The sequence below is a fragment of the Brevibacillus sp. FSL K6-0770 genome (assembly GCF_038000275.1).
GTDB lineage: Bacteria > Bacillota > Bacilli > Brevibacillales > Brevibacillaceae > Brevibacillus > Brevibacillus parabrevis.
Genome location: NZ_JBBOBQ010000001.1, coordinates 4,355,722 through 4,380,162, shown reverse-complemented (window position 1 = coordinate 4,380,162; position 24,441 = coordinate 4,355,722). Strand labels below are relative to the sequence as shown.

The following is a 24,441-nucleotide window of genomic DNA, read 5'->3' as shown; positions in this document are numbered from 1 at the left end:
CGCTCTCGTCAGGCAAATGACGGGCGTGACTGCCTTTTGTTGTTGGCTGTGCCTGAGCATGGGGGGCGCAGCCTGCTTTCTTTTGGCGATGTGGCTATTGTTTCCGCGCAAGCTGCTCCCATTCCTCGCGCAAAATGCCCATCTTGATCGCATCGTAGTATTCGCCGCGAACGATCCGCGCTTTTCGCACTCTGGCTTCTTCCTGCATGCCGAGTCGAGCGGCGAGCTTGATCATGCGCTCATTGCCCGACCAGGTGCCGATTCCCAGCCGCACCGTATCCATATGGGTGAACAGGTAATCCATCCACATCGCGAACGCTTCCTGCCCGTAGCCATTTGACCAGTAGCGCGAATCGTAAATGACAATGCCGATTTCAAACCAGTTCGTCTCCTGGGATACCCAATATCGGCCGACACTGCCGCGCAGCTCTCCGTCGATCTCGATGATCAGCTGTGTGCGTGGAGCATCTGTGCCGGCCAGCGCGAGTGATTCCGCGTGGCGAGGCAGGGTGCGGTACTCGTCCAGCGTCATTGGATCGAGCGGCTTGTACGGGCCGTTCCAGTTGAGATGCTCCCGGTCTTTCGCTTCGTAGTTCCAGTAGTAGAGCGTATCGATATCCTCATGGCGGATGTCGCGCAACAAAACTTTTTTTCCTTGCAAATGGACGTGCATGATTTTTCTCCTCTCTGCTTGAACAATCTGTTACCATTACTGTACGGGAAAATGTTCTGCATACATAGGGACAGAGTGCGTGTTTTTAATAGGGACAAAAAGGAGGCGAAGCACATGGAGTTTACGCCCACTTTACATAACGATGCCAGTGAGCCGCTCTATCGGCAGTTGTACAGGCAAATCAGCAAGCAAATCGTGTCGGGCGAGATTGCGGCGGGCACGCGGATGCCATCGATCCGCCAGATGGCAGAGGCGAGCGGTGTAGCGAAAAATACGGTAGAAGCCGCCTATCAGCAGCTGCTTGCCGAAGGTTATTTGACGAGCCGGGAGCGCAGCGGTTTTTTTGCCGCACAGGTGGAGGTGTGGGGGGAGCCGGAGCAGGGAGGGGCGGACATTCGGCAAAAAGCATGGAGCCTGAAAAAGAAAAAGGGCGATCATTTGAGCTGCCGCTTTAATTTTCACGGCTCCGTCGTGGATACGAAGCATTTTCCGTATGCAGCCTGGCGGTCGTGCATGCTGGAAGCACTGGACCGCTATCCGGACGATTTCGCTTTTTACGGAGACGATCAGGGGGAGTGGGAGCTGCGGGAACAGCTGGCGAGCTATTTGCGCAGGGCGCGCACGCTCGCTTGTACGCCTGAGCAAATATGGATCGGAACGGGACTGCAGCAATCGCTCAGCTTCTTGTGCCTGTTGCTTGCGGATCGGCATCGCGTGATCGCGGTGGAAGAACCCGGCTATGCCGATGCGCGGATTGTGTTTTCGCAGCACGGGTATGAAGTGGTTCCGATTCCGCTGGACGCTGACGGGCTATCTATCCAATGCCTTGCGCAGAGCGGGGCAACGGTTGTCTATACGACACCTTCGCACCAGTATCCGTACGGAATGGTCATGCCGATTGCGCAGCGGCAGCGGCTGTTGCAATGGGCGGAGCGCACAAACGGGATCATCATCGAAAACGACTACGATGGAGAATTTCGCTATAATGTGCAGCCGACGCCCTCTTTGCAAGGACTGGATCGGGAGGGGCGCGTCGTTTATGTCGGCAATTTTTCCAAAGCGTTCTCCCCGGCTCTGCGAATGGACTATATGGTGCTGCCAGCGGAACTGCTTGAGCGCTATTTGCAATCGTTTCAAGCCTATCCCGCTGTGGTGTCGCGCCACCTGCAACGGACGATGCAGCTGTTCATGCAAAAAGGGCACTGGGAGAAGCATGTGCGGAAAATGCGCACGATCTATCAGCGCAAGCATGCGATCCTGCTGCAAGCGATCCGCGACTATATGCCACCTACCGTCACGGTGCTCGGCCATTCTGCCGGGCTGCACATTTTGCTTGCGGTACATACGAAGCAGTGCGAGGCAGAGCTGATCGCAGCGGCTTGGGAAGCGGGAATCCGCGTGTATTCGAGCGGGCGCAACTGGATGACGGCCCCGGACATGGAGCTGCCGCGCATCATCGTCGGCTTTGGCGGGATGGAGGAGGACGATATACGGGAAGGGATTCGCCTGCTGGCAAAAGCGTGGTCGGACGCGTAGCGGGCGATTGTGCCCGGAGAATCAGGAATCATCACGATGGGAAGAGGAAAAGCAAGCACAGGCTGCGCTCGCGACAGCAAAACGCCCAAGCACTTGCACAATCGGCAAGGCTCGGGCGTTTCTTTCATTCACTCGTCCAGCTTATTCCGTTACTTTTTTGTACTGATCGAACTGATCCGTTACTGCTTTGGATGGAGAGCTGGTCAGCTTGCTGACGATCACGATGGCAAGCAGGCTCATCGCAAAGCCTGGAACCATTTCGTACAGGAAGTCTTTCAGCACATCGAAACGCGTCCAGATGATCACGGTCAAGGCGCCGGCGATCATGCCGGAGAGTGCGCCCCACTTGTTCATCCGTTTCCAGTACAGGGAGAGCAGGATTACAGGGCCGAACGAAGCGCCGAATCCGGCCCAAGCGTAACCGACGAGATCGAGAATCGTGTCATTTTTGTCCAATGCGAGCAAAAAGGCGATGACAGCGACGAGCAGGACGGAGAGGCGGCCAACGGTCACAAGCTCCTTGTCGCTTGCAGAGCGTTTGAGAAACGTCTTGAAAATGTCTTCTGTCAGTGAGCTGGACGTCACGAGCAACTGGGACGAAATCGTACTCATGATCGCAGCCAAAATCGCAGCGAGCAAGAATCCGGTGATAATCGGGTGGAACAACACGGTGCCGAGCTGAATGAAGATCGTCTCAGGGTCGGCAATCGTCCAGCCTTGTTTCGAGTACAGGGCGATACCGATCAGACCCGTCAGCATGGCTCCGGCAACCGAGAAGATCATCCAGCCCATTCCGATTGAACGCGCTTTCTTGATTTCTTTTGTAGAAGTAATCGCCATAAAGCGGACGATGATGTGCGGCTGCCCGAAGTAACCAAGCCCCCAGGCGAACAGGGAGATGATGCCGAGCAAGCTTGTCCCTTTGAAAATATCAAGCAGGGACGGGTCCACCGCCTGGATCGTTGTAAAAGTTTCACCCACACCGCCAACGGTCAAAATCGTCACCAGCGGAACGAGGATGAGCGCGATGACCATGATCAGTCCTTGCACGGCATCGGTCCAGCTTACGGCGAGGAAGCCGCCAAACAGCGTGTACGCGATGGTAACGAGGCCGACAATCCACAAACCAGTGTGGTAGTCCATGTGGAACGTATTTTCAAACAGGACGCCGCCAGAAACGAGACCGGACGAGACGTAAAACGTAAAAAAGACCATGATGACGAGAGCAGAGACGAGACGCAGCATGCGGGAGCTATCCCCGAAGCGGTTTTCCAGGTAGGCCGGAATCGTGATGGAGTTGTTGGCTACCTCTGTGTACGTTCGCAGGCGCGGCGCTACATACAGCCAGTTTGCATACGCACCGAGAGTCAGTCCGATGGCAATCCACGATGCGCTTAAACCAGAGGCGAACATCGCACCGGGCAAGCCCATCATCAGCCAGCCGCTCATGTCGGAGGCTCCCGCGCTCAGGGCGGTGACGGTTGGGCCGAGTGACCGACCGCCGAGCATGTAGTCAGTCAGATTGGAGGTACGCTTGTAGGCATAGTAGCCGATGAGCAGCATGCCTAGCATGTACACAATAATGGACGCGAGCAGCATATTCATGGATAGCACCTCTTGTTGTGTTGTATATTTATAAAAATTATAGTAACGTCTTACACATTATCATGCCCAGATATGAAAATCTAGAACAAAACACAGAAAATTGTGTAGAGAAGCAATAAAAAGTTTTTAATTGAACTAAAAAACCCGCGATATCGCTATCGCAGGTTCGTTTGCTAATTATTTACTTTTTTATTGGACTTGAATTTGTCCATTGCTGTCGAGACTGACTTTAAACTCTTTCACGACGGTAGGCTCTGCACTTGGATTGTTCAGGTCGTGCTTCAGCACCTGAAACGATCCGTTTGCGGCAAGCTTGCCTGTGTATTCCACTCCGAACGTGTCGGATTTGTAAAAGCTGAAGGTAGCGAGTTCGGTCTTTTGCAACTCGTCGACAAGCAACTGACCGTCGCCGCTGAACATCGCATTGCGCAGCGACTCAGACGATTCGTACTTTTGCTGGAGGTACGTTTGCAATTGCTGGGCAACTTCCGATTCTGCCAGTTGCTTCCCTGCTTCCACGGCTTGTTTGCCGACTTCAATCGCTTGCTTGCCTGTCTCTACTGCCTGCTGTGCCGTCTGCACCCCTTCGGAAATTTCCGAGCATGCTGTAAGCATCAGGGCGCAGCCAATGATCCATGCTTTTTTCATATAGTGTTGCTCCACTCCTTTCACGCGCTCTTATAGCGTACTTTATTTATTTTACTGTATATCCACTTTCGGCGCATCCGCATATGATGAGGTAAGCGTAAGAGCTGCACTGATTACAGGGAGGAAACGCAATGATTCAAGGGAAAGTGAAATGGTTCAGCAAGGAAAAAGGATACGGTTTCATTGAGCGGGATGGAGGACCTGACGTGTTCGTGCACTATTCAGCGATCACCGGCACAGGCTACCGGAATTTGGAGGAAGGCGAGCAGGTTGTCTTCGAGATTGTGAATGGGCAGCGAGGATTGCAAGCAGCCAACGTAGCGCGCAAAAGCTAGGGCACAACTTTTTCAGTCACTTACAAACAGCAGATGACCTAAGCCGTCATCTTTCCATTCTGGACGCCGTCATACCCAGCCAGGGCAGACGGCGTCTTTGTTGATCATCGATTCGATTCCATTCGCAACAGATTGGCGTTGTCAGACTTATACATTGTATAGAAATACAGCCAAAGCAATGACAAGCATCGACGTAATACATCCGTATATGAGCAAAAGGTTGCGCGAACGTTGCTTGAAGCTCAGTTGCTTGCCTTCCGTCGGTTTCAAGCCGATCAGGAACGTGGCGACAAAAGCGATGACCACGAGGATGATGACGGCAATAATAAAGGGATAAATACTCATGACGGTCAATCGTCCTTTCTGTATCACTCTGCTTTGATCATATACCGTCCGTCAAAAAAAGGGGCCATCCACTTGGCTGTTTTTTTGCTCATCCACTTGCGGCAAAAGCTTCCGCAAACCGTTCCACAGCAGCAGGAATTTGCGCAAGGGAAGCTCTGCCAAAAGTAAAGCGTACGTGGCCCGGCTCTGCTCCGAACAAGTGGCCGGGTACGAAGACCACGCCGCGCTTGACCGCTTCCGTCAAAAGCTGCTGCTCACTCCATGTTCCGGCAAAGCGGCACCACAGATGAATGCCGCCTTGTGCACCTGCCATGGCGACTTGCTCGCCGAACTTGTCCTCTAGGGAAAACAGCAGCTGATCGTGGCGCAAAGCCAGTTGGGTGCGCAACCGATCGACGTGCTGGGCAAAGTCAGGCGAAGCCAAAAAACGGTCCGCCAGCCACTGCGGGAAAATGCTGTGTCCAAAATCAAACTGCTGCTTCGCATCCGCCAGCCGCTCGATAACCGTCTGCGGCCCGACGATCCAGCCGATGCGCAAGCCGGAAGCGACGATTTTGGTCAGCGAGCTGATATACAAAACCGTGCCGTGTTTATCCAACGATTTGAGGGTAGGGATCGGCTCTTTGGAAAACGAAGTCAAGCTGTACGGATCGTCCTCGATGATCGGGATGCCGTTTTCGGCGGAAAAAGCGAGCAGCTGTTGCCGCCGGGCCAGCGACAGCAAAGTGCCTGTCGGATTTTGAAAGTTCGGGTTGAGAAACACCATTTTGATCCGGTGCTTGCGATGCAGTTCAGCCAAATGGTTCGGATCGATGCCGTTTTGCTCTACGGGCAGCGAAAAGGTGCGCAGTCCTGCTGAATGAAACAACGGCAGGGAGTGACAATACGATGGCGCCTCGATCGCCACGGCGTCACCTGGCTTGAGCAGGCATTGCACGACGAGGTGGAGGGCTTGCTGCGCTCCCGATGTAATCATGATCGACGTGGCAGGCGCTTCGATGTTTCGCCATTCTTTCATGTGTTTGCCGAGCGTTTCGCGCAGCGACCAGTTGCCCTGCGGATGCTCATAGCCGAGGTGATCGGGAAAATCGTCCGGGCTGATCAAGTGCGACAGCGTGTGGCGGGGAACGAGGTCAGGCGAAAGCTCGCCGCTCGCCAGATCGATCAGTTCATTTTCCTGCGTCTCCCTGCGGATTTTGCGGATCAGCGGCAAATTGGGCCTGAACGACCCGGTTTCCGTCAAATGCCGCCAGTTCGGCACACGCGTGCGAGCCAGCCCCCAGATGTCCTGACTGACGAGTGTTCCACTCCCTTGCTTGCGCTCTACGATCCCGGCGGCCTGCAATTCATCATAGACGGCGACGATCGTCGAACGGTTGACCCCGAGTTCTTTTGCCAGTGAGCGCTCCGAGGGCAGACTGCTGCCCGGGCCGAACTCGCCGCTGCTGATGCGCTGCTCGATCTGTTCGGCAATTTGTTTATATAAAGGCTTGTTTTTTGGCCCTGCTGTCTTGTCATCCATGCCAATCCTGCTTTCTGTACGTGGTCGTTTCCGGTTTTCAAAAGGTTTCAAAACGGTTCCAAAACGGTTCCAAAACCAAAATCATCCAGCCTATTATACCACGCAATGGAAGGCTTTCCTTTTCGACCAGCTTTGTTTAGTATAGAGAACGGAAGGAGTGGTGGGGATGAAACAATATTTAGACTTGTGCCAGCGCATTTTGACAGAAGGCGTGACGAAAGAGGATCGGACAGGCACAGGAACGATTAGCATTTTTGGACACCAGATGCGTTTTGACCTGAGCGAGGGCTTCCCGCTGGTCACGACGAAAAAACTACATATGAAATCGATCATTCACGAGTTGCTGTGGTTTTTGGCCGGAGACACGAATGTGCGCTACCTGCAGGAAAATGGGGTGCGGATTTGGAATGAGTGGGCGGATGAAAACGGCGACTTGGGACCCGTCTACGGAAAGCAGTGGCGTTCTTTTGTCGGGCGCGACGGCAAGACGGTCGACCAAATCCAGTGGGTGATCGACGAAATCAAAAAAAATCCCGACTCAAGACGCCTGATCGTCAGTGCGTGGAATCCGGCTGATCTCGCGGAGATGGCCTTGCCGCCGTGTCATTTGCTGTTCCAGTTTTATGTGGCAGACGGCAAGCTGTCGTGTCAGTTGTACCAGCGCAGTGCCGACACGTTTTTGGGGGTGCCGTTCAACATCGCTTCCTATGCGCTTTTGACGCATATGGTTGCCCATGTGACCGGACTTGAGGTGGGCGACTTCGTTCACACGCTGGGAGACGCGCACTTGTATACAAACCATATCGAACAAGTGAAGCTGCAACTCACTCGCGAGCCGAAGCCGTTGCCTAAGCTGAAGCTTAATCCAGAAGTGACGTCCATTTTTGACTTCACGTATGACGACATTGAAATCGTCGATTACGAGGCCCATCCGCACATCAAAGGCGAGGTGGCTGTATGATCAGTCTGATTGTGGCCTACGCGAAAAATCAGGTGATCGGCAAAGATGGCGACATGCCGTGGAGCCTGCCCGCCGATTTGAAAAACGTCAAGGAAATCACGACAGGGAACACGATTGTGATGGGCCGCAAGACGTTCGAATCGATCGGCAGACCGCTGCCGAACAGACGAAATGTCGTGCTGACGAGAAGCCGCGACTTTCATCCGGAAGGTGTCGATGTCGTCCATACGAAGGAAGAAGTGCTCGCTCTGGGCGACGTCATCATTTTTGGCGGCGCCAACATTTACGGGCAGTTCCTGGACGTGGTAGATCGCATGTACATTACCGAAATCGAGCTGGAAACAGAGGGCGACACGTTTTTCCCTGCGTGGGACAAAGACGCGTTTGTGCTTGTGGACAAGCGCGAAGGTGTTGTCGATGAAAAGAATGCCTACCCGCATACGTTTTACGTGTATGAACGCAAAAATGGTTAGCCCTTCCCGTTGAAACCGGGCAAACTGCCTCCTGAACATCAGGGGGTTTTTTTGTGCAAAACGTCTCGGCGTTTTTCATGAAATTGGATGTGACCGTCTTGTTGTATCCAGATCGAAAAGTCCCGGACAAGCGGCTCGCAGCCTGGGAGGAACGACACAGAGCCTTCATACATATCCCGGCGGTTTCGCGCATACAAACAGTAGAAAACGGTTGGACAAACCGCAGGGGGGATGGGATGAAAGTCGACTTTCATGTGCATCTGGAAGAGGGACCGTATTCGCTGGACTGGTTGGTCGGGCAAGCGTGCGCACTGCGGCCGCTTCTGGACGAAAAGCAAGAGAGCGGAAGCAGGGGCTGGGCACACGAGCTGGTCAAGGGGCTTGCCCACAGGCTCCAAAGAGGGCCTTACTCCAGGGAGTGGCTGGATTTGTACCGGGCGCGGGCGAAACAAGCTGGCATCTCGCAAGTGTGCGTCGTCGAGCATTTGTATCGCTTTGCCGATTTTCGTCCTTATTATGAGCAATTTATTCACGTGGGGCACGACCGTTTAGGCAAAGCGCAGCGGCAGTGGCTTGGACAGATGGCGAACGACTCTTTGCCAGCTTATGTGGCGTTTCTTGCAGAGGAGCGCGAGCGGTGGGCGGAAGATGGGGTGGCGCTTCGCATCGGGATCGAGCTGGATTATTTTCCGGGCGGGGAAGGCGAGCTGCGCGAGGTGATCGAAAAATATCCGTGGGACGTATGCATGGGAGCCGTCCATTTCCCTGGCGGAAAAGGCTATCTCGTTCGCAATCTCCAGGAGCAGCTGGAAGTGCATGCATCACCCGGATGGTTCGTGCGTTATTTTGATGTGGTGGAGCAGGCGATTGACAGTGGCCTGTTCGATGTTTTGACGCATCTGGACGGGGTCAGGGCGTTTGACCCGAAAGCGGATGAAATGACGCTGTTGCCGTACTATCAGCGGATCGCCCGGGCATTGCGGCGGATGGATACGGCAACCGAACTGAACACAGCGTGCGTGCGCGGACAGACGCAGCGGGAGTTTTCGCCGAGCTATCGCTTTTTGCAAATATTGGCGCAGCATGAAGTGCCGATTACGCTGTCCTCCCATGCGACAGCTCCTGATCAGGTCGGGCAGCATCTCGCAGAAGCGCGAATGCAGCTGAGGCGCGCAGGATATGCCAGCTTAGCCGTTTTTGCTGACAGAAAAAGGAGCCTGATGGAGATTGAATAGCAGACTTCCCCGCTAGGTGCGCTTTTTTGCTATGATAGAGACAAGCGTATAAATATGCATCCAGCGGGAGGAGAACACAGCATGTCGTTGCAGGAACGTTTGAAATCGTTGCTCAAAGAGGTGGAGCCGCAAATGATCGCGTGGCGCCGCCATCTTCACCAATATCCGGAACTGTCCTTTCAAGAGGAAAAAACTCCGGCGATGATCGCGGAAATTTTGCGTGGCCTGGAGTTTGACGAAGTAAAAACAGGAGTGGGCGGCCGCGGGGTCATCGGAGTGCTCAAGGGCAGCCGTCCGGGCAAAGTCGTCGCTTTGCGGGCTGATTTCGACGCGTTGCCGATTCAGGATCAAAAAGATGTTCCGTACAAATCGACGGTTCCTGGTGTCATGCACGCCTGCGGCCACGATGCGCATACCTCCGAACTGTTGGGCTTGGCGAGTGTGCTGGCGGCGCATCGCGACCAGTTTGCCGGGGAAATCCGTTTTTTGTTCCAGCACGCGGAAGAAGAATCGCCAGGCGGAGCGATCCAGATGACAGCGGACGGCGCAGTCGACGGCGTAGACGCTGTATTTGGCGTCCATCTCTGGTCCATGCTGCCAGTAGGCAAAGTGTTCATCAGCGGTGGCCCGATCATGGCGAATACAGATGACTTTGTGATCGAAATCAAGGGCCGCGGCGGTCATGGCGCTGTTCCTGAGGAGACAGTCGATTCGATCGTGGTCGGCTCGCAAATCGTAGGAAATTTGCAGACGATCGCCAGCCGCAACGTCAGTCCGTTGGAAAGCGTCGTCGTGACGGTCGGGACGTTCAACGGCGGTGACAACAACAACATCATCGCAGACAGCTGTCGCCTGACGGGAACGGTGCGTTCGTTCCTGCCGGACGTGCGTGATCGCGCTGAGCTTCGCCTCACGGAAATCGCTGTCGGCACGGCTGCCATGATGGGCGCAGAGGCGAAAGTGTCGTACGAGCGCGGCTATCCTGCGGTGATCAATCATGAAGCGGAAGCGCAAATCGCCCGTGAAGCGGCGCTGGCTGCCTTTGGTCCGGAGCGCGTGGAACCGATGAAGCCGCTCATGGGAGGAGAAGACTTCTCTTACTATTTGGAAAAGGTGCCTGGGGCGTATTTGTTTGTCGGGGCCGGCAACCCGGAGAAGCTGGCGAAGTATCCGCACCACCACCCGCATTTTGACATCGACGAAGACTCCATGCTCATCGCCGGAGAGCTGCTCGGACGAACAGCTTTGCTCTATCTGGAGAAAAAAGAGGGGTAGTATAAACCTTTCCCTTGCAAAGATGCGCTTTTGCCTAGCAGTGGCAATGGCGCTTTTTTGGCGTCTTGCCATAAACTGTTGAAATGAGGCATCGCATACCGCACACGGCAATCAGATGAGCAAAGGAGGGGGCTGCCTCCAGTGAGAAAACGGATCGGCATACTGACCTACCGGGGAGAATCCGGCTTTATCGAACCGGGATTTTTTCGCCGTCTGGTCAAGGAAGGGAGAGAGCTGGGCGCCGACGTCTTTGTTTTCGGGCCGCAGGATGTGCATGTGTCCGAGCGGAAAATCAAAGGCTTCATCCCTGCCGAAAAAGGCTGGAAGAGCGAATGGTTTGAGTGGCCGGACATTGTCATAGACCGCTATCGGTATTATCCGTTGGCGAAGCATAGCCACTATCCGCCGTTTCGCAAGCAAAACTTGTTCCGCTATGCCAACAGCCGTTTTACGAATAAATTCAATCTCCATCAAATTTTGCTGGAAGACCCGTTTTTGACGAAATGGCTGCCCGAGACGTTCGCTTACGCAAGAAGCACGCTGGTTTCGATGCTGAAACGCCATCGCCAGGTGTATCTCAAGCCGACAAACGGCTCGGGCGGGCGAAGCATTTTGCGCGTGGAAAAAACAGAAGAGGGCTATTTGCTGCATGGCAGAACCAAACAGCAGGCGAAAAGCAGGGAAAAGCTGTCCTCGATCAGCAAAGTATGCGAGCGGCTCGAAGCGTGGATGGAAAAAGAAAAGAACGGAAAAGAGCAGTTTTTTCTCCAGCAAGGTTTGCAATTGGCTCTGGTGCCTGGGCGAACCGTCGATGCCAGGGTGCTTGCGCAAAAAGACGGAGAAGGCATCTGGCGGCTGACAGGCATGGGCATACGCATCGGCTCGACGCGCTCTTCGACGTCCAATTTGCACGGCGGCGGGACGGCGATGCCGGCCATTCCTTTTTTGGCGAGCCGCTTCGGGCAAGAAGCCGCCAAAAGAATCGTGCTCGAATGCAAAGAGCTTGTCATGCTGACTATCGGCAGAATCGAGCAGCACTTCGGGCAGATGATGGAGTTCGGGTTTGACTTAGGCATCGATGTGCACGGCCATGTGTGGATTATCGAGATCAATCCGAAGCCTGGCAGGGAAATATTCCGGCAGCTCGGGGAGCATCGGCGCTATCGGCAGGCCGTGCGCAGGCCGTTGGAATACGCCTTGTATTTGATCGAAAAAAATGAGCGGATGAAAGACCAGCGATTCGGACTCGGGTGAAAAGGCTCTCCACAGCTTGGAGGGTCTTTTTCATTTCTTTTGCGCAAGGCATGCGGCATAATAATAGCCAGGTGGATGCGTGCTCCTTGACGGCGTGCAAGGTTCACAAACAAAGGAATGGAGGAGATGAGCATGAGACAGGAAGCTTTTTCGATTGAGTTGGGCGAAGGCTTGACGCTTCGGGGGAATGTACATACAGACGAGGCAGCGGGTGCCGACCAGCCGCTGTTGCTGTTTTGCCACGGGTTCAAAGGCTTCAAGGATTGGGGCAGCTTCCCCTATGTGGCAGACGAGCTGGCGAAGCGAGGCGTGACGACGATCCGCTTTAATTTTAGCTGCAACGGTGTGGGCGAGAGCTTGACCGAATTTGACGAGCTGGAAAAGTTCGGCCGCAACACGTACGCGCGTGAGCTTGCCGACCTGCAAGCGCTGGTCGAATGGATCGATTCCGGTGAGTTTGTCTGGCCAGACTATGTGGACAAATCCAGACTGTACGTGCTTGGACACAGCAAAGGCGGCGGGGATGCCATCCTGTTCGGAGCGGGCAATCCGCGCGTGGCGGGAATCGTGACCTGGAATGGAATTGCCGATGTCAATTTGTTTGATGCGGGACTGCGCAAGCAAATCGCGGAAACGGGCGTCGGCTATATCGCCAATGCGCGCACTGGGCAAGATATGCCGATTACGCGGACGGTGATCGAGGATGTGGATCAAAACCGGGAAGCGTATGACATTTTGGCGAAAGTGTCTTCGATGGAAACACCTTTGTGCATCTTGAGCGGAGAAAAAGATTTTGTCCGTCTGGTAGAGGGTGCCAAACGGATTCATCAGGCGGCGAAGCACAGCGAACTGCACTGGATAGAAGGCGGCGACCATACGTGGAACACGCGTCATCCGTTTGCAGGAACTTCTCCGCAACTGGAAGCGGTCATTGAGCAAACGGCGGCTTTTGTCCGTACCCCGCGGACATAGAAAAAGCCTGGATTTTCCTGCGTTTTCAATCCATTTGGGCTATGGTATACTGGGTAACGTCAAAAGATTCAAATGATGTGACTATTCAGAAAATACCAGAGATAGGTGGAGAAGAAACATGAACAGCAAGGTGTATCTGTACGATACCACCCTGCGAGATGGTACGCAGGGAGAGGGGATCAGCCTGTCGGTGGAAGACAAGATAAAGATCGCACTGCGGCTGGATCAGTTCGGAATTGATTTTATCGAGGGCGGTTGGCCTGGAAGCAATCCAAAGGATATGGCGTTTTTTGAGCGCATCCGCGAGATTCCGCTACAGCACGCCAAAGTGACGGCTTTTGGCAGCACCTGTCGTCCGAATGTGGCAGTAGCAGCAGACGACAACTTGCTGGCGCTGATCGCCAGCGGTGCCGAAGCTGCGGCGATTTTCGGGAAGTCATGGGACTTGCACGTGACGGACGCCTTGAAGACGACTTTGGAAGAAAACGTGCGCATGGTCGCTGATTCGGTGGCCTTTTTGAAACAGAACGGTTTGACGACACTCTTTTTGGCGGAGCATTTCTTCGATGGCTACAAAGCAAACCCGCTGTATGCCCTGCGGGTGCTTGCGGCTGCCGAAGAGGCGGGGGCCGACTGGATTGTCCTTTGCGATACAAACGGAGGAAGTCTGCCACACGAAGTATACGAGATCGTCAAGGCGGCTGCCGGACAACTTCGTACGCCGCTGGGGATTCATCCGCACAACGACAGCGGCGTAGCTGTGGCGAACGCTTTGGCCGCGATTCAGGCGGGAGCCAAGCAAGTGCAAGGAACGATCAACGGGATCGGGGAGCGCTGCGGCAACGTCAACCTTATTTCTGTTGTGCCCAATTTGCAGCTCAAGCTCGGCTACGAGTGCGTGAGCAGCGAGCAGTTGCAAGAGCTGACGCAGCTTTCGCGCTACGTGGCGGAGATCGCCAACATGACGCTGCCGAACAACCAGCCTTTTGTCGGACACAGCGCTTTTGCCCACAAAGGCGGAATCCACGTCAGCGCCGTATTGCGCGATCCGAAAACGTACGAGCACATCGAGCCGGAAAACATCGGCAACAAGCGCCGCGTGCTCGTCTCCGAGCTGGCCGGACAGAGCAATCTGCTCGCCAAAATGGAAGAGCTGGAGATCGATCTGTCGCTGGATCGGGAAAAGACCCGCGAGATTATCACGCGCATCAAAGAGCGCGAGTTCCAGGGCTACCAGTACGAGGGCGCGGAAGCTTCGCTCACGCTCATGCTGCTTGAGGCTGCCGGCAAGCTGAAAAATTTGTTCACGCTCGATTCTTTCAAGATTTTGATGGAAAAGGCGGCCATTCAGTCGATCACGTCCGAGGCGACAGTCAAGCTGCGGGTAAACGGGGAGAGCGTACATACAGCCGCGGATGGCAACGGCCCTGTCAACGCGCTGGACAACGCCATGCGCAAAGCGCTGGAGAGCTACTACCCCTGTATCGCCAACATGCATCTGGCCGACTACAAGGTGCGTGTTCTGGATGAAAACGGAGCGACAGCGGCAAAAGTCCGTGTGCTGATCGAGTCGGCAAGCAACGGGGAGAAGTGGAGCACGGTCGGGGTGTCTACCAACGTAATCGAAGCAAGCTGGGAGGCGCTCGCAGACAGTATTCGCTACTTGTTGTGGCGGGAAGGCTGCGAGGAAGCGGGACATTTGTCCGCAGCAGAGGCGCGGGTCGGAATCGTCAATCATTAGTTGGAAACACCCCATGTAAAGGGAACAAAAATGCAAGGAAGCGTGGCATGTTTGCACACACGCACGCTTAAAAATGACCAGCTACAGTTCAGCGAATTGGCCCTCCTGTTGTGAGACAGAGCGAACAGGAGAGGCTGTCCGAATGAGCGTGGGCTGGTCTTTTTTGCGTTGCGCGTGCCAGCTCAGTCTGGCGTCTCCGCAGCGGGGCGGTCCATCAGCTGGCGCAGCTTTGTTTCGGTCGACGATTGGGGGTCCGGGGTATAAATGCTGCAACGCAAGTCAGCGCTGCCCTGTACTTGCAGGGAGGTGAGGTGAAACTGCATTTTTCCGGCTTTGGCATGGCGAAACTCCAGCAGCACCTCAGGAGCCGTGCTGACGTCGCTCTGTTCCCACAGCCGATGAAAGTCGGGGTGGACGTCTCTCATTTCGCGCAAAAAGTGCTCGTACCATTCGTCTTCCACGTACTGTCCGTAGTACGCGCGAAAAATCGCGAGAAAGCCACTGACGAAGTGCTCCCAGTTGACGGCGAGCCGCCGCAGCTCTTTTCGCGTGAACAACAGTCGGATCAGATTGCGCTCTTCCACTGGTATTTGCTCGAAATCGAGAAAGACGTGCGCCGCCGCTTTGTTCCAACCGACGATGTGGAGTCGTCTGTCCGAGATGATGGCAGGACAGGAGTGCAGCTCGTTCACAATTCGCTCCAGGGCTGGACTGATCTGGGGCGACTCGTCTTTGTGCAGCGTGGTGCCGACAGTTGTGCCGCTTTCCAAGGCGAGCGCGTACAAATACTTGCGCTCGTCGACAGTCAGTTGCAGTGCTTTGGATACGGCATCGAGAACGGAGGGGGATACTTTGATATCCCGGCCTTGTTCCAGCCACGTGTACCAGGTGGAGCTTACCCCTGCCAATTGTGCCACTTCTTCCCGGCGCAGGCCAGGCGTCCGCCGCCTTGTGCCAGGAGCAAGCCCGACGGACTGAGGCAAAATTTTTGCTCGCTGCGCTTTTAAAAAGGACGAGAGTGCTTGCAGGCGTGTCTGATTGTTCATGCGGACTTCCTTTCCAAGTCGAAAATGGGTAAAACTGTTACTTATTATACTAGGATAAACAACAACTTGTAATAGGATAAATCATGTGACAAGATGGTTTCCATAAGGGCTTGTAAAGGAGGATAATGATGGAGAAAGTAGTGGTTACGGGGATGGGCGTCATTTCCCCTATCGGAAGCAATGTCGAGCAATTTTGGAGCAGCCTGGTTGAAGGAAAGCCAGGCATCTCCCACATTGACATATTTGATACATCCCGGTTTAAAACGAAAATCGCGGGTCTTGTCCGGGATTTTGACCCGGAGGCGCGATTCGGGCGCAAAGAGGCGAGAAGAATGGACCGCTTTTGCCAGTTTGCGATTGCAGCGGCGGACGAAGCGCTGGCAGATGCAGGACTCCGGCTCGACGATTGCGATCGCGAACGGATAGGCGTCTATGTCGGCTCTGGAATTGGCGGCGTGCAGACGTTATTGGACCAGTACGACACGCTGAGAAGCCGCGGGCCGGAGCGGGTCAGCCCTACGCTGGTGCCGATGCTGATCTCCAATATAGCAGCAGCAATGATCAGCATCAAATACGGCATATACGGCCCGACGATGTCGCCTGTCACGGCCTGCTCGATTGGCAATACTTCGATCGGCGAAGCGTATCGGCTGATCCAATCGGGCAAAGCTGACGTAGTGATTGCCGGAGGAACGGAAGCCGCGATTAACGAGGTATCGCTGGCGAGCTTCAGCAATGCGACTGCCTTGTCCACGCGAAACGACGATCCGGCTGCGGCGAGCCGCCCTTTTGATGCCAAGCGTGACGGGTTTGTCATGGCGGAGGGAGCGGGTATCCTGATTGTGGAGTCTTACTCGCATGCAAGGAAGCGTGACGCTCGGATTTACGCGGAAGTAATCGGCTACGGAGCAAGCTCCGACGCCTACCATATGGTTGCTACCCATCCGGAAGGGCTTGGCCCATACCGGGCGATGAAATGGGCGCTGGAGGAAGCGGGAATCGAGCCTGCGGAGCTGGATGTGATCAGCGCTCACGCTACAGGTACGGAAGTCGGTGACCGTTCGGAGACGCTGGCGATCAAACGTCTGTTGGGCGACCACGCCGGGCGCATCCCGATCACGGCCAACAAGTCGATGACAGGGCATATGTTCGGGGCGGCAGGCGGCGCGGAGGCGATTGCGCTGATCAAGAGCCTTCAGGAGGGAGTCGTACCGCCGACGATCAACCAGGACGAGCGCGATCCTGTCTGTGACCTGGACTATGTGCCAAATACAGCCCGGCGCATGGCGCTGAACGTGGGGATGTCCAATTCCTTTGGCTTTGGTGGTCACAATGCGGTGATTGTGCTGCGGAAGTACGAGGGGTAAGGAAGTCAGAAAGTTAGAGTGAGGGAGTCTTCCGTGGTGTTTGGGGAGGCTCTTTTTTTTTGCTTGATTAGAGATCAGGGAAGCGGACGCACGTTGCCGCCTGAAAGCGTGTTTTCCTTTTTCGCCTGCGTCTCGGTAAGAGTCCCAAAGCCCTTTCGCTTGTTTCCCCTGTTTCCTCGGCCGACGTGTAGCTTTGGTTGGATAGTGCTTTTTGAAAGTTGATCAGGGATGAGAAATCTCTTTTTTGGCGTGGTTTCGCTTTTCCCCGGAGCCGTGCAGTGAAGTCAACAGGGGGTATCCCAAGAAGCTACAGCGATTCGTCTCTTTCCTCGCCACGCCTAAAGTACCGACGAAGCAGACTACGAAGCGCCATCTCAAACAAAGCTTTCAATCATTCATCCTTTCTTTAAAACCTCCGTCGAACTCATCCGCCCCTGACGAGGAAAGAGACGAAATCGGCGAAAGCTCTTTGGGATACCGACCGAGGTTCCGAGGAAAAAGCGAAACACGGTTTTAAGCGTCAACGTGCCTCGACTTCAGTGAGCAACTGCTTTTGACGCGGTTTCGCTTTTTCCCCGGAGCCGTGCAGTCTAAGCCCACAGGGGGTATCCCAAGAAGCTACAGCGATTCGTCTCTTTCCTCGCCACGCCAAAAGTACCGACGAAGCAGACTACGAAGCGCCCCCCCAAACCAATCTTTCAATCCTTCATCCTTTTCTTCGCGATCTCCGAAGTTTCGAAATAAAGCAGACTCCAAAGCACGATCCCAAGCAATCTTTCAGTCATTCACCATTCCGCCTAGAACCCCCCGCCAACTCCAAGAATGCCCCTAGGAAAAAGGCAGCATACTAACAAAAACCAGAACCAAAAAAGGGGAATCATTCATGACGAACGAGCAGGGAGCGACAGAAACAAACATCCAGCGGGCACCGATTCTCGGCGTCATTATTGCCGGAGCGATAGCGGCCCTGCTGAACCAGACACTCCTCAACGTAGCCCTCCCCAAGCTGATGGAGCAATTCCACATCACTACCTCCACAGCCCAATGGGTCATCACCATTTACATGCTGGTCAACGGCGTCCTGATCCCGACGACGGCTTTTCTGATGGAAAAATATACGACCAGACAGCTGTTTATTTCCGCAATGAGCCTTTTTGCCGCAGGAACGCTCATCTGCGGCATTGCCCCCAGCTTCTCGATCATGTTGATCGGACGCGTGGTGCAAGCAGCGGGGGCAGGGATTCTCATGCCGCTCATGACCAATGTCATTTTCAACATGTTCCCCGCTGATCGGCGCGGTTCCGCGATGGGCATCGTCGGGATTGCCATGGTCTTTGCCCCGGCGATCGGGCCGACCTTGTCCGGGTGGATTGTCGAGCATTACTCGTGGCGCTTGCTGTTTTTCGTCGTCCTGCCGATTGCGCTGATCGTGCTGGTCACGTCCTTTTTCGTCCTGAAAAATGTGACCGAGACGCAAAATCCGAAGCTGGACTCATGGGGAGTCGTCTTGTCGACGATCGGCTTCGGCGGGCTGCTCTACGGCTTCAGCTCCGCAGGCGCGGCGGGTTGGAGGAGTGCAGAAGTCATCGGCATGTTGCTCGTGGGCTGTATCAGCTTGGGGGCGTTTGTCTGGCGGCAGCTGTCGATTGACCATGCGATGCTGGAGTTTCGCATCTTTCAAACTCCGGCCTACACGTTGGCCGTCCTGATCAGCCTGATGGTCAACATGTCGCTCTACTCGGGGATGATTCTCCTGCCTGTCTACGTGCAAAACATCCTGCACTTCACACCTGTGCAATCAGGCTTGCTGCTTTTGCCGGGGAGCATCATCATGGGCATCATGTCTCCGATCACAGGCAAGCTGTTTGACAAGTTTGGCGCAAAATGGCTCGCCCTGATCGGACTCATTATCACGATCGTCACGACTTACGGCTTCACGAAGCTGAGCCTCTCGACAAGCTACAGCTACTTGGTGACGCTTTACACCGTGCGCATGTTCGGACTGTCGATGCTGATGATGCCCGTCATGACGTCAGGCTTGAACGCCCTGCCATTGCAGCTCAATCCGCACGGGACGGCGATGTCCAACACGATCAACGCGATAGGGGGAGCGCTCGGCACAGCGTTGTTCGTCACGATCATGACGACGAAAAGCGCAGCCCACACGGCGGATATCGTCCGAAGCCAGCACCTCAACCCGGCTGACCTCGCCCAGATGCAGCTGGCGACGAAGCAAGGAATTGCCATGGGCACAAACGATGCCTTTATGATCGCCACGCTGTTTACCGTCATCGCGCTCGTTTTGGCGCTGTTCCTCGGCAACAAAACGCCGCGAAGACAAGAGGCTGCCGCACAAAAAAGAGTACCCCAGCCGTCGTAAGCAAGCGGAGTCCGCCAAAAGCCATAAAAAAACCAAAAACCATAACATAAAAAAAAGCGCCGCTTCCGCAAAAGGGAGGCGCCGCTTTTTGACGCGTGCTGCGTACTAGCCTTGTTTTCTCATAGCCCCTAATTCTTCGACGATCGCCGTCATCTCATTGATGCCAAACGCCGTTTTTTTCTGCACCATGTTGTACAGGTACAAAAGGTCTTCGTAGTGGGCGAGGTCAAAATCTTCCGGGCGCATAACCGCTGTGTTCGCCATGTTGAGCTTGGCTTTGATGCCCTCGATCAGAACCGCCAAATTTTCCTGGGTTGCCTCTTTCAAATCTGCCATTGCTTGGTCTCCTCTCCAAAAACGCTGCTTGTTATTTGGTCAGCTGTCCACGCGTGACGCCGAGCTGGTTGGTCGCTTTCAGCGTGCGCCATACGTGTGTGCCGCTAACTTCTCCGCGCAGAGCCTTACGATACAGGCTGATGACTTCACGCACGCGCTCCGGTTCTTCTTCCAGAAACTCGATGCGGTAGCTGCCTACATTCAGGGAGCGGAACTCTTTCAAATACTCCGCGCCAGACTGGTCGATGGCGTTGTACACCGTGTTGCGGCAGCCGGTATCTACCCGCACCGGATGCGAGAAGCCGACGCGATCCTTGAGCGAGATGCGAGAGGTTTCGCATGGGGTTCCGCAGTTGGTATGGTCGGTTCCCTCACTCATGAACGTGCAGTATACGCAGTGCTCGGTATGGAACATCGGCATATGCTGATGGATGACCAGCTCCATGTTTGCTGCGTTGGAGCGGCTGAGCAAGTCCACCATTTGCTGGATGTTCAGATCATACGAAGGTGTGACCCGTGTCAGGCCAGCTTCGAGGAACAGCTCCACCGCTTTATGGTTGGCCACGTTCAGGGAGAAATCGCCGATCAGCGGGATGTCGATCTCATCCTTGCGGGACAGGTAGTAGTAGAGTGCCCCTGTATTGCGCACCAAAATCGCGTCCGGCTTGCTTTTGGCAATCAGGGCGAGCACGCCGTTTTCATCCGGCATGTGGATGCGCATCGTGGCAATCCCGATTTTCTTGCCGTATTTGTGCGCCAGCTTGACGCCTTCTGGATACTGTTTGACAAATTCGAAGTCCGCGTAAAGGAAATCGACGTCCGTTTGCGCCGCAGCTTCCAGTTGTTCCAGCGAGCGGCACAAAGCTGTCAACAGCGGCTTTTCCACCGGCTGCGAGCGAGGCACGTCCGCATACACATTCACATCGCGATGCTGGTAGACAGGCGGCTTGGAACGCAAGTACACAAGCTGCTCTACCGCTTCACGGCGCATCCGGTTCAGCTCGCTGACCGGAACGATCAAGTCTCCGGCAAGGTCAACCGTCAAATCGTGAGCGTCCAGATGGTAAACCGTTCCGCCCAGACGGCTGAGCTGATCATGCAAAAGCTCGTGCGTCAGCGGTCGCTTCACGGCAGATTCCAGCAGCTTCTCCGACGGAACGGTGACAGCGTGGTTCGCCTGTTTGTCCACCCAGGTGATGCAGAGTTTATCGCCCAGCTTGCCGCTGACATGCACCGACAGTGGGAACGTGCGGTACGGCTTTTCCGTTTCAAACGTTTTGCGCAGGCGGCGGTCAAGCTCGGGATCGCTTGTTTTCCAGACGCGGTCGCCTACGTGGAGTCGTTTCAGGTTGACGTCGTTTCGGCCCATCACGATCTCGTACACGCCTTTTTCCACTTCGCCCTCGATCTTTTTGCCGCGGGACAAAATATCGTAGACGCGTCCGCCTTCTTCTTTTTGCGTCGGGTCGCCCGCGTCGAACACGATGCCGTCACCGCGTTTGACAGGAGCAGCAATTTCCACGAGCACGCTTGTGCCCAACAATTTTTTCACTGTGCCTAAAAAGACGCCGCGGCTTTTCGGGAACGATCCATCTATGAGCTGCTTGTTGTTCGTTCCTTCCAAAAATCCGTGGGTGAAACCACGGGAAAAGCTTTGCTGCAACTCGCGAATTTCTATTTCCGACGGGCCTGTGTCTTGTCCGGCAAAATAGCGCTCGATTGCCGCGTTGTATTTGCTGACCACGTTGGCTACGTACTCCGGAGATTTCAGACGCCCTTCGATTTTAAAAGAAGTGACGCCTGCCTCGATCAGCTCGGGAACCAGGTCGACGGCAGCCAGATCTTTTGGCGAGAGGACGTAGGCGATGTTGCCCATATCCTTTTGCACGCCGTCCACGATCAAATCGTACGGCAGTCGGCAAGCCTGGGCGCACTCGCCGCGGTTGGCAGAGCGGCCGCCCCACATTTCCGAAGTCAGACACTGACCGGAGTAGGAGACGCACAAAGCGCCGTGGACAAAAACTTCCATCGGCAGCTTCGCTTTTTCGCCGATCTTCTTGATTTCCTTCAAGGAATTTTCCCGGCCCAAAACGACGCGTTCCATGTCGAATGGTTTCGTAAATTCGACAGCTTCCGGGGAAGTGATCGTCATCTGCGTGGAGCCGTGGATCGGGAAGTCAGGGGAGATTTCGCGAATCAGCTTCACCAGACCGAGGTCCTGGACGATAACCGCGTCCACCCCGGCGTGAATACAGGCGTCAATCAGCTCGCGGGCATCCTCCAGCTCGTTTTCGAATACGAGAATATTAAAGGTAAGAAAACCTTTTACACCGTACATATGCAAGTAAGCCATAATCTCAGGCAGCTCAGCCATTTGAAAGTTCTCCGCGCGTGCGCGTGCGTTGAACTTTTCTACACCGAAAAAGATGGCGTTGGCACCATTCGCGACGGCGGCTTTCAAACAGTCCCAGTTGCCTGCGGGGGCCAACAGCTCAATATCTTCACGCTTTATGTTGTTTCGCATGTGTATGTCATTACCTCCAAGGTCTTTAAAAAAAGCTCTTCTTCATCATAGGGAAATGTCCTTGCTCCCGCAACAAAAACCTCCACTTCTCCAAATGTTGAAAATTGTCGCTTCCAGTAAGTGTGAGTTTGATGGTATTCTGTAAGAAAAATCAAAAGATTCCACAATGGAATGATCAGCCAAATCGACAAAATTCGTGGATTTTTTTGAGCAACAAGCTTCCCCACCATTATAGCCATCGTTTGCACAGCTTATAGCTCGGCTCGTGATCTAGCCGAATGACAACTGGCAACAGCAGCGCAGAAAGGAGGCGAACATGGCACAGGACCAGGAAATGTGGGACAAGCTGTTTCATGAGCTTGCCTGCATCAAAAGCGAGTTAAAAGCGTTTAAGCTTGAAACCCGGGCAGAACTATACCAAATCAAAGACGAGCTGAAAGAATGGCAACAGCAGAATGGACAACAACGGCTCCCTAAAAAAGGGGAATAAACGATGATGACAGCAAACAAGAACAGCAACTGGTGGAATAAAACGGTCAAAGCGGTACTCGCGACAGGCTTGACCGTATCTCTGGCGGCGTGCGGACAGGCACCGGAAGCCGCAAAACCAGCCCAGCCATCGCAACAGGCGACAACTCAGCCGGCACCAGCGAAGGAAACCAAACAGCCTGAGCAGGTGCTCCGACTGAACAACTTTACGGAGCCGCTTTCTCTGCATCCGGGAATGATTACAGATGTATGGTCTTCCAATGTCATTTTCCAGACGTTTGAGGGACTGACACGAATCGACAAAGACGGCGTGCCACAACCGGCGATTGCCCAAGAAATCAAAGCGTCCGACGATCTGCTCACCTATACCTTTACACTGCGGGACAATGCCAAATGGTCAAACGGTGATCCGGTAACGGCACACGACTTCGAGAACGCCTGGAAATGGGTATTGGACGCGAAAAACGGTTCCGAATACGCCTACCAGCTCTTTTATGTGAAAAATGCAGAAGCGGCATTCAGCGGAAAAGCAAAGCCGGAAGAGATCGGGGTAAAAGCGACGGATGACAAGACACTGGTCGTCCAGTTGGAAAACCCGACGCCGTTTTTCCTGGAGCTGACCGCTTTCTACAGCTACTTCCCGGTTAACACAAAAGTAGCGAAAGAGCACCCGGATTGGGCGAAGGACGCAGGTCCGAACTACACTTCGAACGGACCGTTCAAGCTGACTTCCTGGGATCACAAAAACAAGCTGGTGCTGGAGAAAAACGAGAACTACTGGGATGCTGGCACAGTCAAGCTGACGAAAATCGAAATGAACATCATCAATGACGCCAATACCGAGTTGTCCATGCTGGAGAACGGCGATCTGGACTGGGCAGGAGCGCCTACCGGAAACTTGCCGCTCGACGCGATGCAGACGCTGAAGGAAAAAGGTCTTCTGGAGATTACGCCGAAAGCAGGAACGTACTGGTACGAGTTCAATACGCAACAAAAACCGTTCAATAACAAAAAAATTCGCCAAGCGTTCGCACTGGCGATCAGCCGCCAAGACATCGTCGACAACGTGACGCAAGGCGGCGAACTGGTTGCGACAGCCGTAGTGCCTCCGACCATGTTTGCAGAAAACACGCAAGGCTTGTTCAAGGACAACGATGTGGAAAAAGCGAAACAGCTTCTGGCAGAAGGCATGAAGGAAGAAGGATACGCGAGCGCCGACAAGCTGCCGCCAATCACGCTCTCCTACAACACAGAAGAAGCGCAGACCAAAATCGCGCAAGCCGTGCAAGACATGTGGCAAAAAAATCTCGGAGTACAAGTGAAGCTGGAGAACCAAGAGTGGAACGTGTACTACGAAAACGTGAAAAATGGCAAGTTCCAGGTAGCCCGCATGGGTTGGACAGGCGATTTCAACGATCCGATCAACTTCCTGGAAATTTTCCGCACGAAAGAAGGCAACAACCACACCGGATGGGAAAGCAAGGCATACGCCGAGCTGCTCGCCAAGTCTTCCAAGGAAAAGGATGCTGCCAAACGCAAGGCGATCTTGCAGGATGCAGAAAAGCTGCTGGTGGATGAAATGCCAGTAATTCCGTTCTACTTCAAATCCACAGTTTACGCGAAAAATCCGAACTTGAAAGATGTCGTCATTTCCGGGCTGGGCAATGCGCAGTACAAATGGGCCTATTTTGAATAATCGTTCCTAACAAAAATGTGAAGGGCTG

Annotated in this window: 22 protein-coding genes; 13 read left to right on the top strand and 9 right to left on the bottom strand. The window is 54.3% G+C overall.

Translation table 11 applies throughout. The annotated features are described in order from the left end of the window. Positions 1–94: 94 nt before the first annotated feature. Complete coding sequence (locus tag NST23_RS20815; protein WP_173596803.1) at positions 95–673, bottom strand: GNAT family N-acetyltransferase; 579 nt, start codon at positions 671–673, stop codon at positions 95–97. A gap of 114 nt (positions 674–787) precedes the next feature. On the opposite strand from NST23_RS20815, the gene pdxR (NST23_RS20810) reads away from it, so the two are divergent. Next, complete coding sequence (pdxR, locus tag NST23_RS20810; RefSeq protein ID WP_242774824.1) at positions 788–2,209, top strand: MocR-like pyridoxine biosynthesis transcription factor PdxR; 1,422 nt, start codon at positions 788–790, stop codon at positions 2,207–2,209. Positions 2,210–2,350: 141 nt separating this feature from the next. On the opposite strand, the gene putP is transcribed toward pdxR (NST23_RS20810), so the two are convergent. Together putP and NST23_RS20800 are read right to left on the bottom strand one after the other, a co-directional pair. Beyond that, entirely contained in the window at positions 2,351–3,814 is a 1,464-nt protein-coding gene (gene putP / locus NST23_RS20805; RefSeq protein ID WP_167470273.1) for a sodium/proline symporter PutP, read from the bottom strand. A gap of 189 nt (positions 3,815–4,003) precedes the next feature. Further along, a complete protein-coding gene (locus tag NST23_RS20800) occupies positions 4,004–4,462 on the bottom strand; it encodes a hypothetical protein (RefSeq protein ID WP_122963847.1) in 459 nt (152 codons plus the stop codon). 131 nt (positions 4,463–4,593) lie between these two features. Here NST23_RS20800 and NST23_RS20795 point away from each other — a divergent pair, with 131 nt between their 5' ends. Next, entirely contained in the window at positions 4,594–4,797 is a 204-nt protein-coding gene (locus NST23_RS20795) for a cold-shock protein (protein ID WP_063227950.1), read from the top strand. Positions 4,798–4,944: 147 nt separating this feature from the next. Here the strand turns inward: NST23_RS20795 and NST23_RS20790 are convergent, their stop codons facing one another. Further along, entirely contained in the window at positions 4,945–5,142 is a 198-nt protein-coding gene (locus NST23_RS20790) for a hypothetical protein (protein WP_063227951.1), read from the bottom strand. 88 nt (positions 5,143–5,230) lie between these two features. Then, on the bottom strand, positions 5,231–6,664 hold the full coding sequence (gene pdxR, locus NST23_RS20785; protein WP_122963848.1) for a MocR-like pyridoxine biosynthesis transcription factor PdxR: 1,434 nt from the start codon (positions 6,662–6,664) through the stop codon (positions 5,231–5,233). A gap of 166 nt (positions 6,665–6,830) precedes the next feature. Between pdxR (NST23_RS20785) and NST23_RS20780 the strand changes: the two genes are divergently transcribed. The 7 genes from NST23_RS20780 (at position 6,831) to cimA (ending at position 14,575) form a co-directional block, all read left to right on the top strand. Further along, the gene (locus tag NST23_RS20780; protein WP_281868110.1) at positions 6,831–7,625 is read left to right on the top strand and encodes a thymidylate synthase; all 795 of its coding nucleotides are present in this window, start codon (positions 6,831–6,833) and stop codon (positions 7,623–7,625) included. Then, on the top strand, positions 7,622–8,098 hold the full coding sequence (locus NST23_RS20775; RefSeq protein WP_122963850.1) for a dihydrofolate reductase: 477 nt from the start codon (positions 7,622–7,624) through the stop codon (positions 8,096–8,098). The genes NST23_RS20780 and NST23_RS20775 overlap by 4 nt, the downstream gene beginning before the upstream one ends. Positions 8,099–8,334: 236 nt before the next feature. Further along, positions 8,335–9,333, top strand: coding sequence for a PHP domain-containing protein (locus tag NST23_RS20770; RefSeq protein WP_173596906.1), 999 nt, complete (start codon positions 8,335–8,337; stop codon positions 9,331–9,333). An 81-nt stretch (positions 9,334–9,414) separates the two neighbouring features. Further along, on the top strand, positions 9,415–10,608 hold the full coding sequence (locus tag NST23_RS20765; RefSeq protein WP_122963851.1) for a M20 metallopeptidase family protein: 1,194 nt from the start codon (positions 9,415–9,417) through the stop codon (positions 10,606–10,608). A 141-nt stretch (positions 10,609–10,749) separates the two neighbouring features. Next, entirely contained in the window at positions 10,750–11,862 is a 1,113-nt protein-coding gene (locus NST23_RS20760; RefSeq protein ID WP_173596809.1) for a YheC/YheD family endospore coat-associated protein, read from the top strand. Positions 11,863–11,994: 132 nt separating this feature from the next. Continuing rightward, positions 11,995–12,834 (top strand): alpha/beta hydrolase, encoded by an 840-nt coding sequence (locus NST23_RS20755; RefSeq protein ID WP_122963853.1) that lies wholly within the window; start codon positions 11,995–11,997, stop codon positions 12,832–12,834. Positions 12,835–12,952: 118 nt separating this feature from the next. Continuing rightward, positions 12,953–14,575 carry a citramalate synthase gene (gene cimA, locus NST23_RS20750; protein WP_173596810.1) on the top strand — a complete coding sequence of 541 codons (1,623 nt, stop codon included), beginning with the start codon at positions 12,953–12,955 and terminating at the stop codon, positions 14,573–14,575. Between the two features lie 182 nt (positions 14,576–14,757). Here the strand turns inward: cimA and NST23_RS20745 are convergent, their stop codons facing one another. Next, positions 14,758–15,621 carry a helix-turn-helix transcriptional regulator gene (locus NST23_RS20745; protein ID WP_242774830.1) on the bottom strand — a complete coding sequence of 288 codons (864 nt, stop codon included), beginning with the start codon at positions 15,619–15,621 and terminating at the stop codon, positions 14,758–14,760. 128 nt (positions 15,622–15,749) lie between these two features. Between NST23_RS20745 and fabF the strand changes: the two genes are divergently transcribed. Together fabF and NST23_RS20735 are read left to right on the top strand one after the other, a co-directional pair. Next, a complete protein-coding gene (fabF, locus tag NST23_RS20740) occupies positions 15,750–16,988 on the top strand; it encodes a beta-ketoacyl-ACP synthase II (protein WP_173596812.1) in 1,239 nt (412 codons plus the stop codon). A gap of 883 nt (positions 16,989–17,871) precedes the next feature. Beyond that, complete coding sequence (locus tag NST23_RS20735) at positions 17,872–19,368, top strand: DHA2 family efflux MFS transporter permease subunit (RefSeq protein ID WP_122963857.1); 1,497 nt, start codon at positions 17,872–17,874, stop codon at positions 19,366–19,368. A 105-nt stretch (positions 19,369–19,473) separates the two neighbouring features. On the opposite strand, the gene NST23_RS20730 is transcribed toward NST23_RS20735, so the two are convergent. The 3 genes from NST23_RS20730 to NST23_RS20720 are packed head-to-tail and all read right to left on the bottom strand — an operon-like array spanning position 19,474 to position 22,467. After that, entirely contained in the window at positions 19,474–19,704 is a 231-nt protein-coding gene (locus NST23_RS20730; protein WP_063227962.1) for a DUF1128 domain-containing protein, read from the bottom strand. Between the two features lie 31 nt (positions 19,705–19,735). Next, positions 19,736–22,228, bottom strand: a complete 2,493-nt coding sequence (locus NST23_RS20725; protein ID WP_173596813.1) for a U32 family peptidase — start codon at positions 22,226–22,228, stop codon at positions 19,736–19,738. After that, the gene (locus NST23_RS20720; protein WP_170205899.1) at positions 22,213–22,467 is read right to left on the bottom strand and encodes a hypothetical protein; all 255 of its coding nucleotides are present in this window, start codon (positions 22,465–22,467) and stop codon (positions 22,213–22,215) included. Before NST23_RS20720 ends, NST23_RS20725 begins: the two co-directional genes overlap by 16 nt. Before the next feature lie 77 nt (positions 22,468–22,544). Between NST23_RS20720 and NST23_RS20715 the strand changes: the two genes are divergently transcribed. Both NST23_RS20715 and NST23_RS20710 read left to right on the top strand, forming a co-directional pair. Continuing rightward, positions 22,545–22,718, top strand: coding sequence for a hypothetical protein (locus NST23_RS20715; protein WP_167470274.1), 174 nt, complete (start codon positions 22,545–22,547; stop codon positions 22,716–22,718). Positions 22,719–22,721: 3 nt separating this feature from the next. Continuing rightward, positions 22,722–24,413 (top strand): peptide ABC transporter substrate-binding protein, encoded by a 1,692-nt coding sequence (locus NST23_RS20710; RefSeq protein ID WP_370641081.1) that lies wholly within the window; start codon positions 22,722–22,724, stop codon positions 24,411–24,413. Positions 24,414–24,441: the final 28 nt, after the last annotated feature.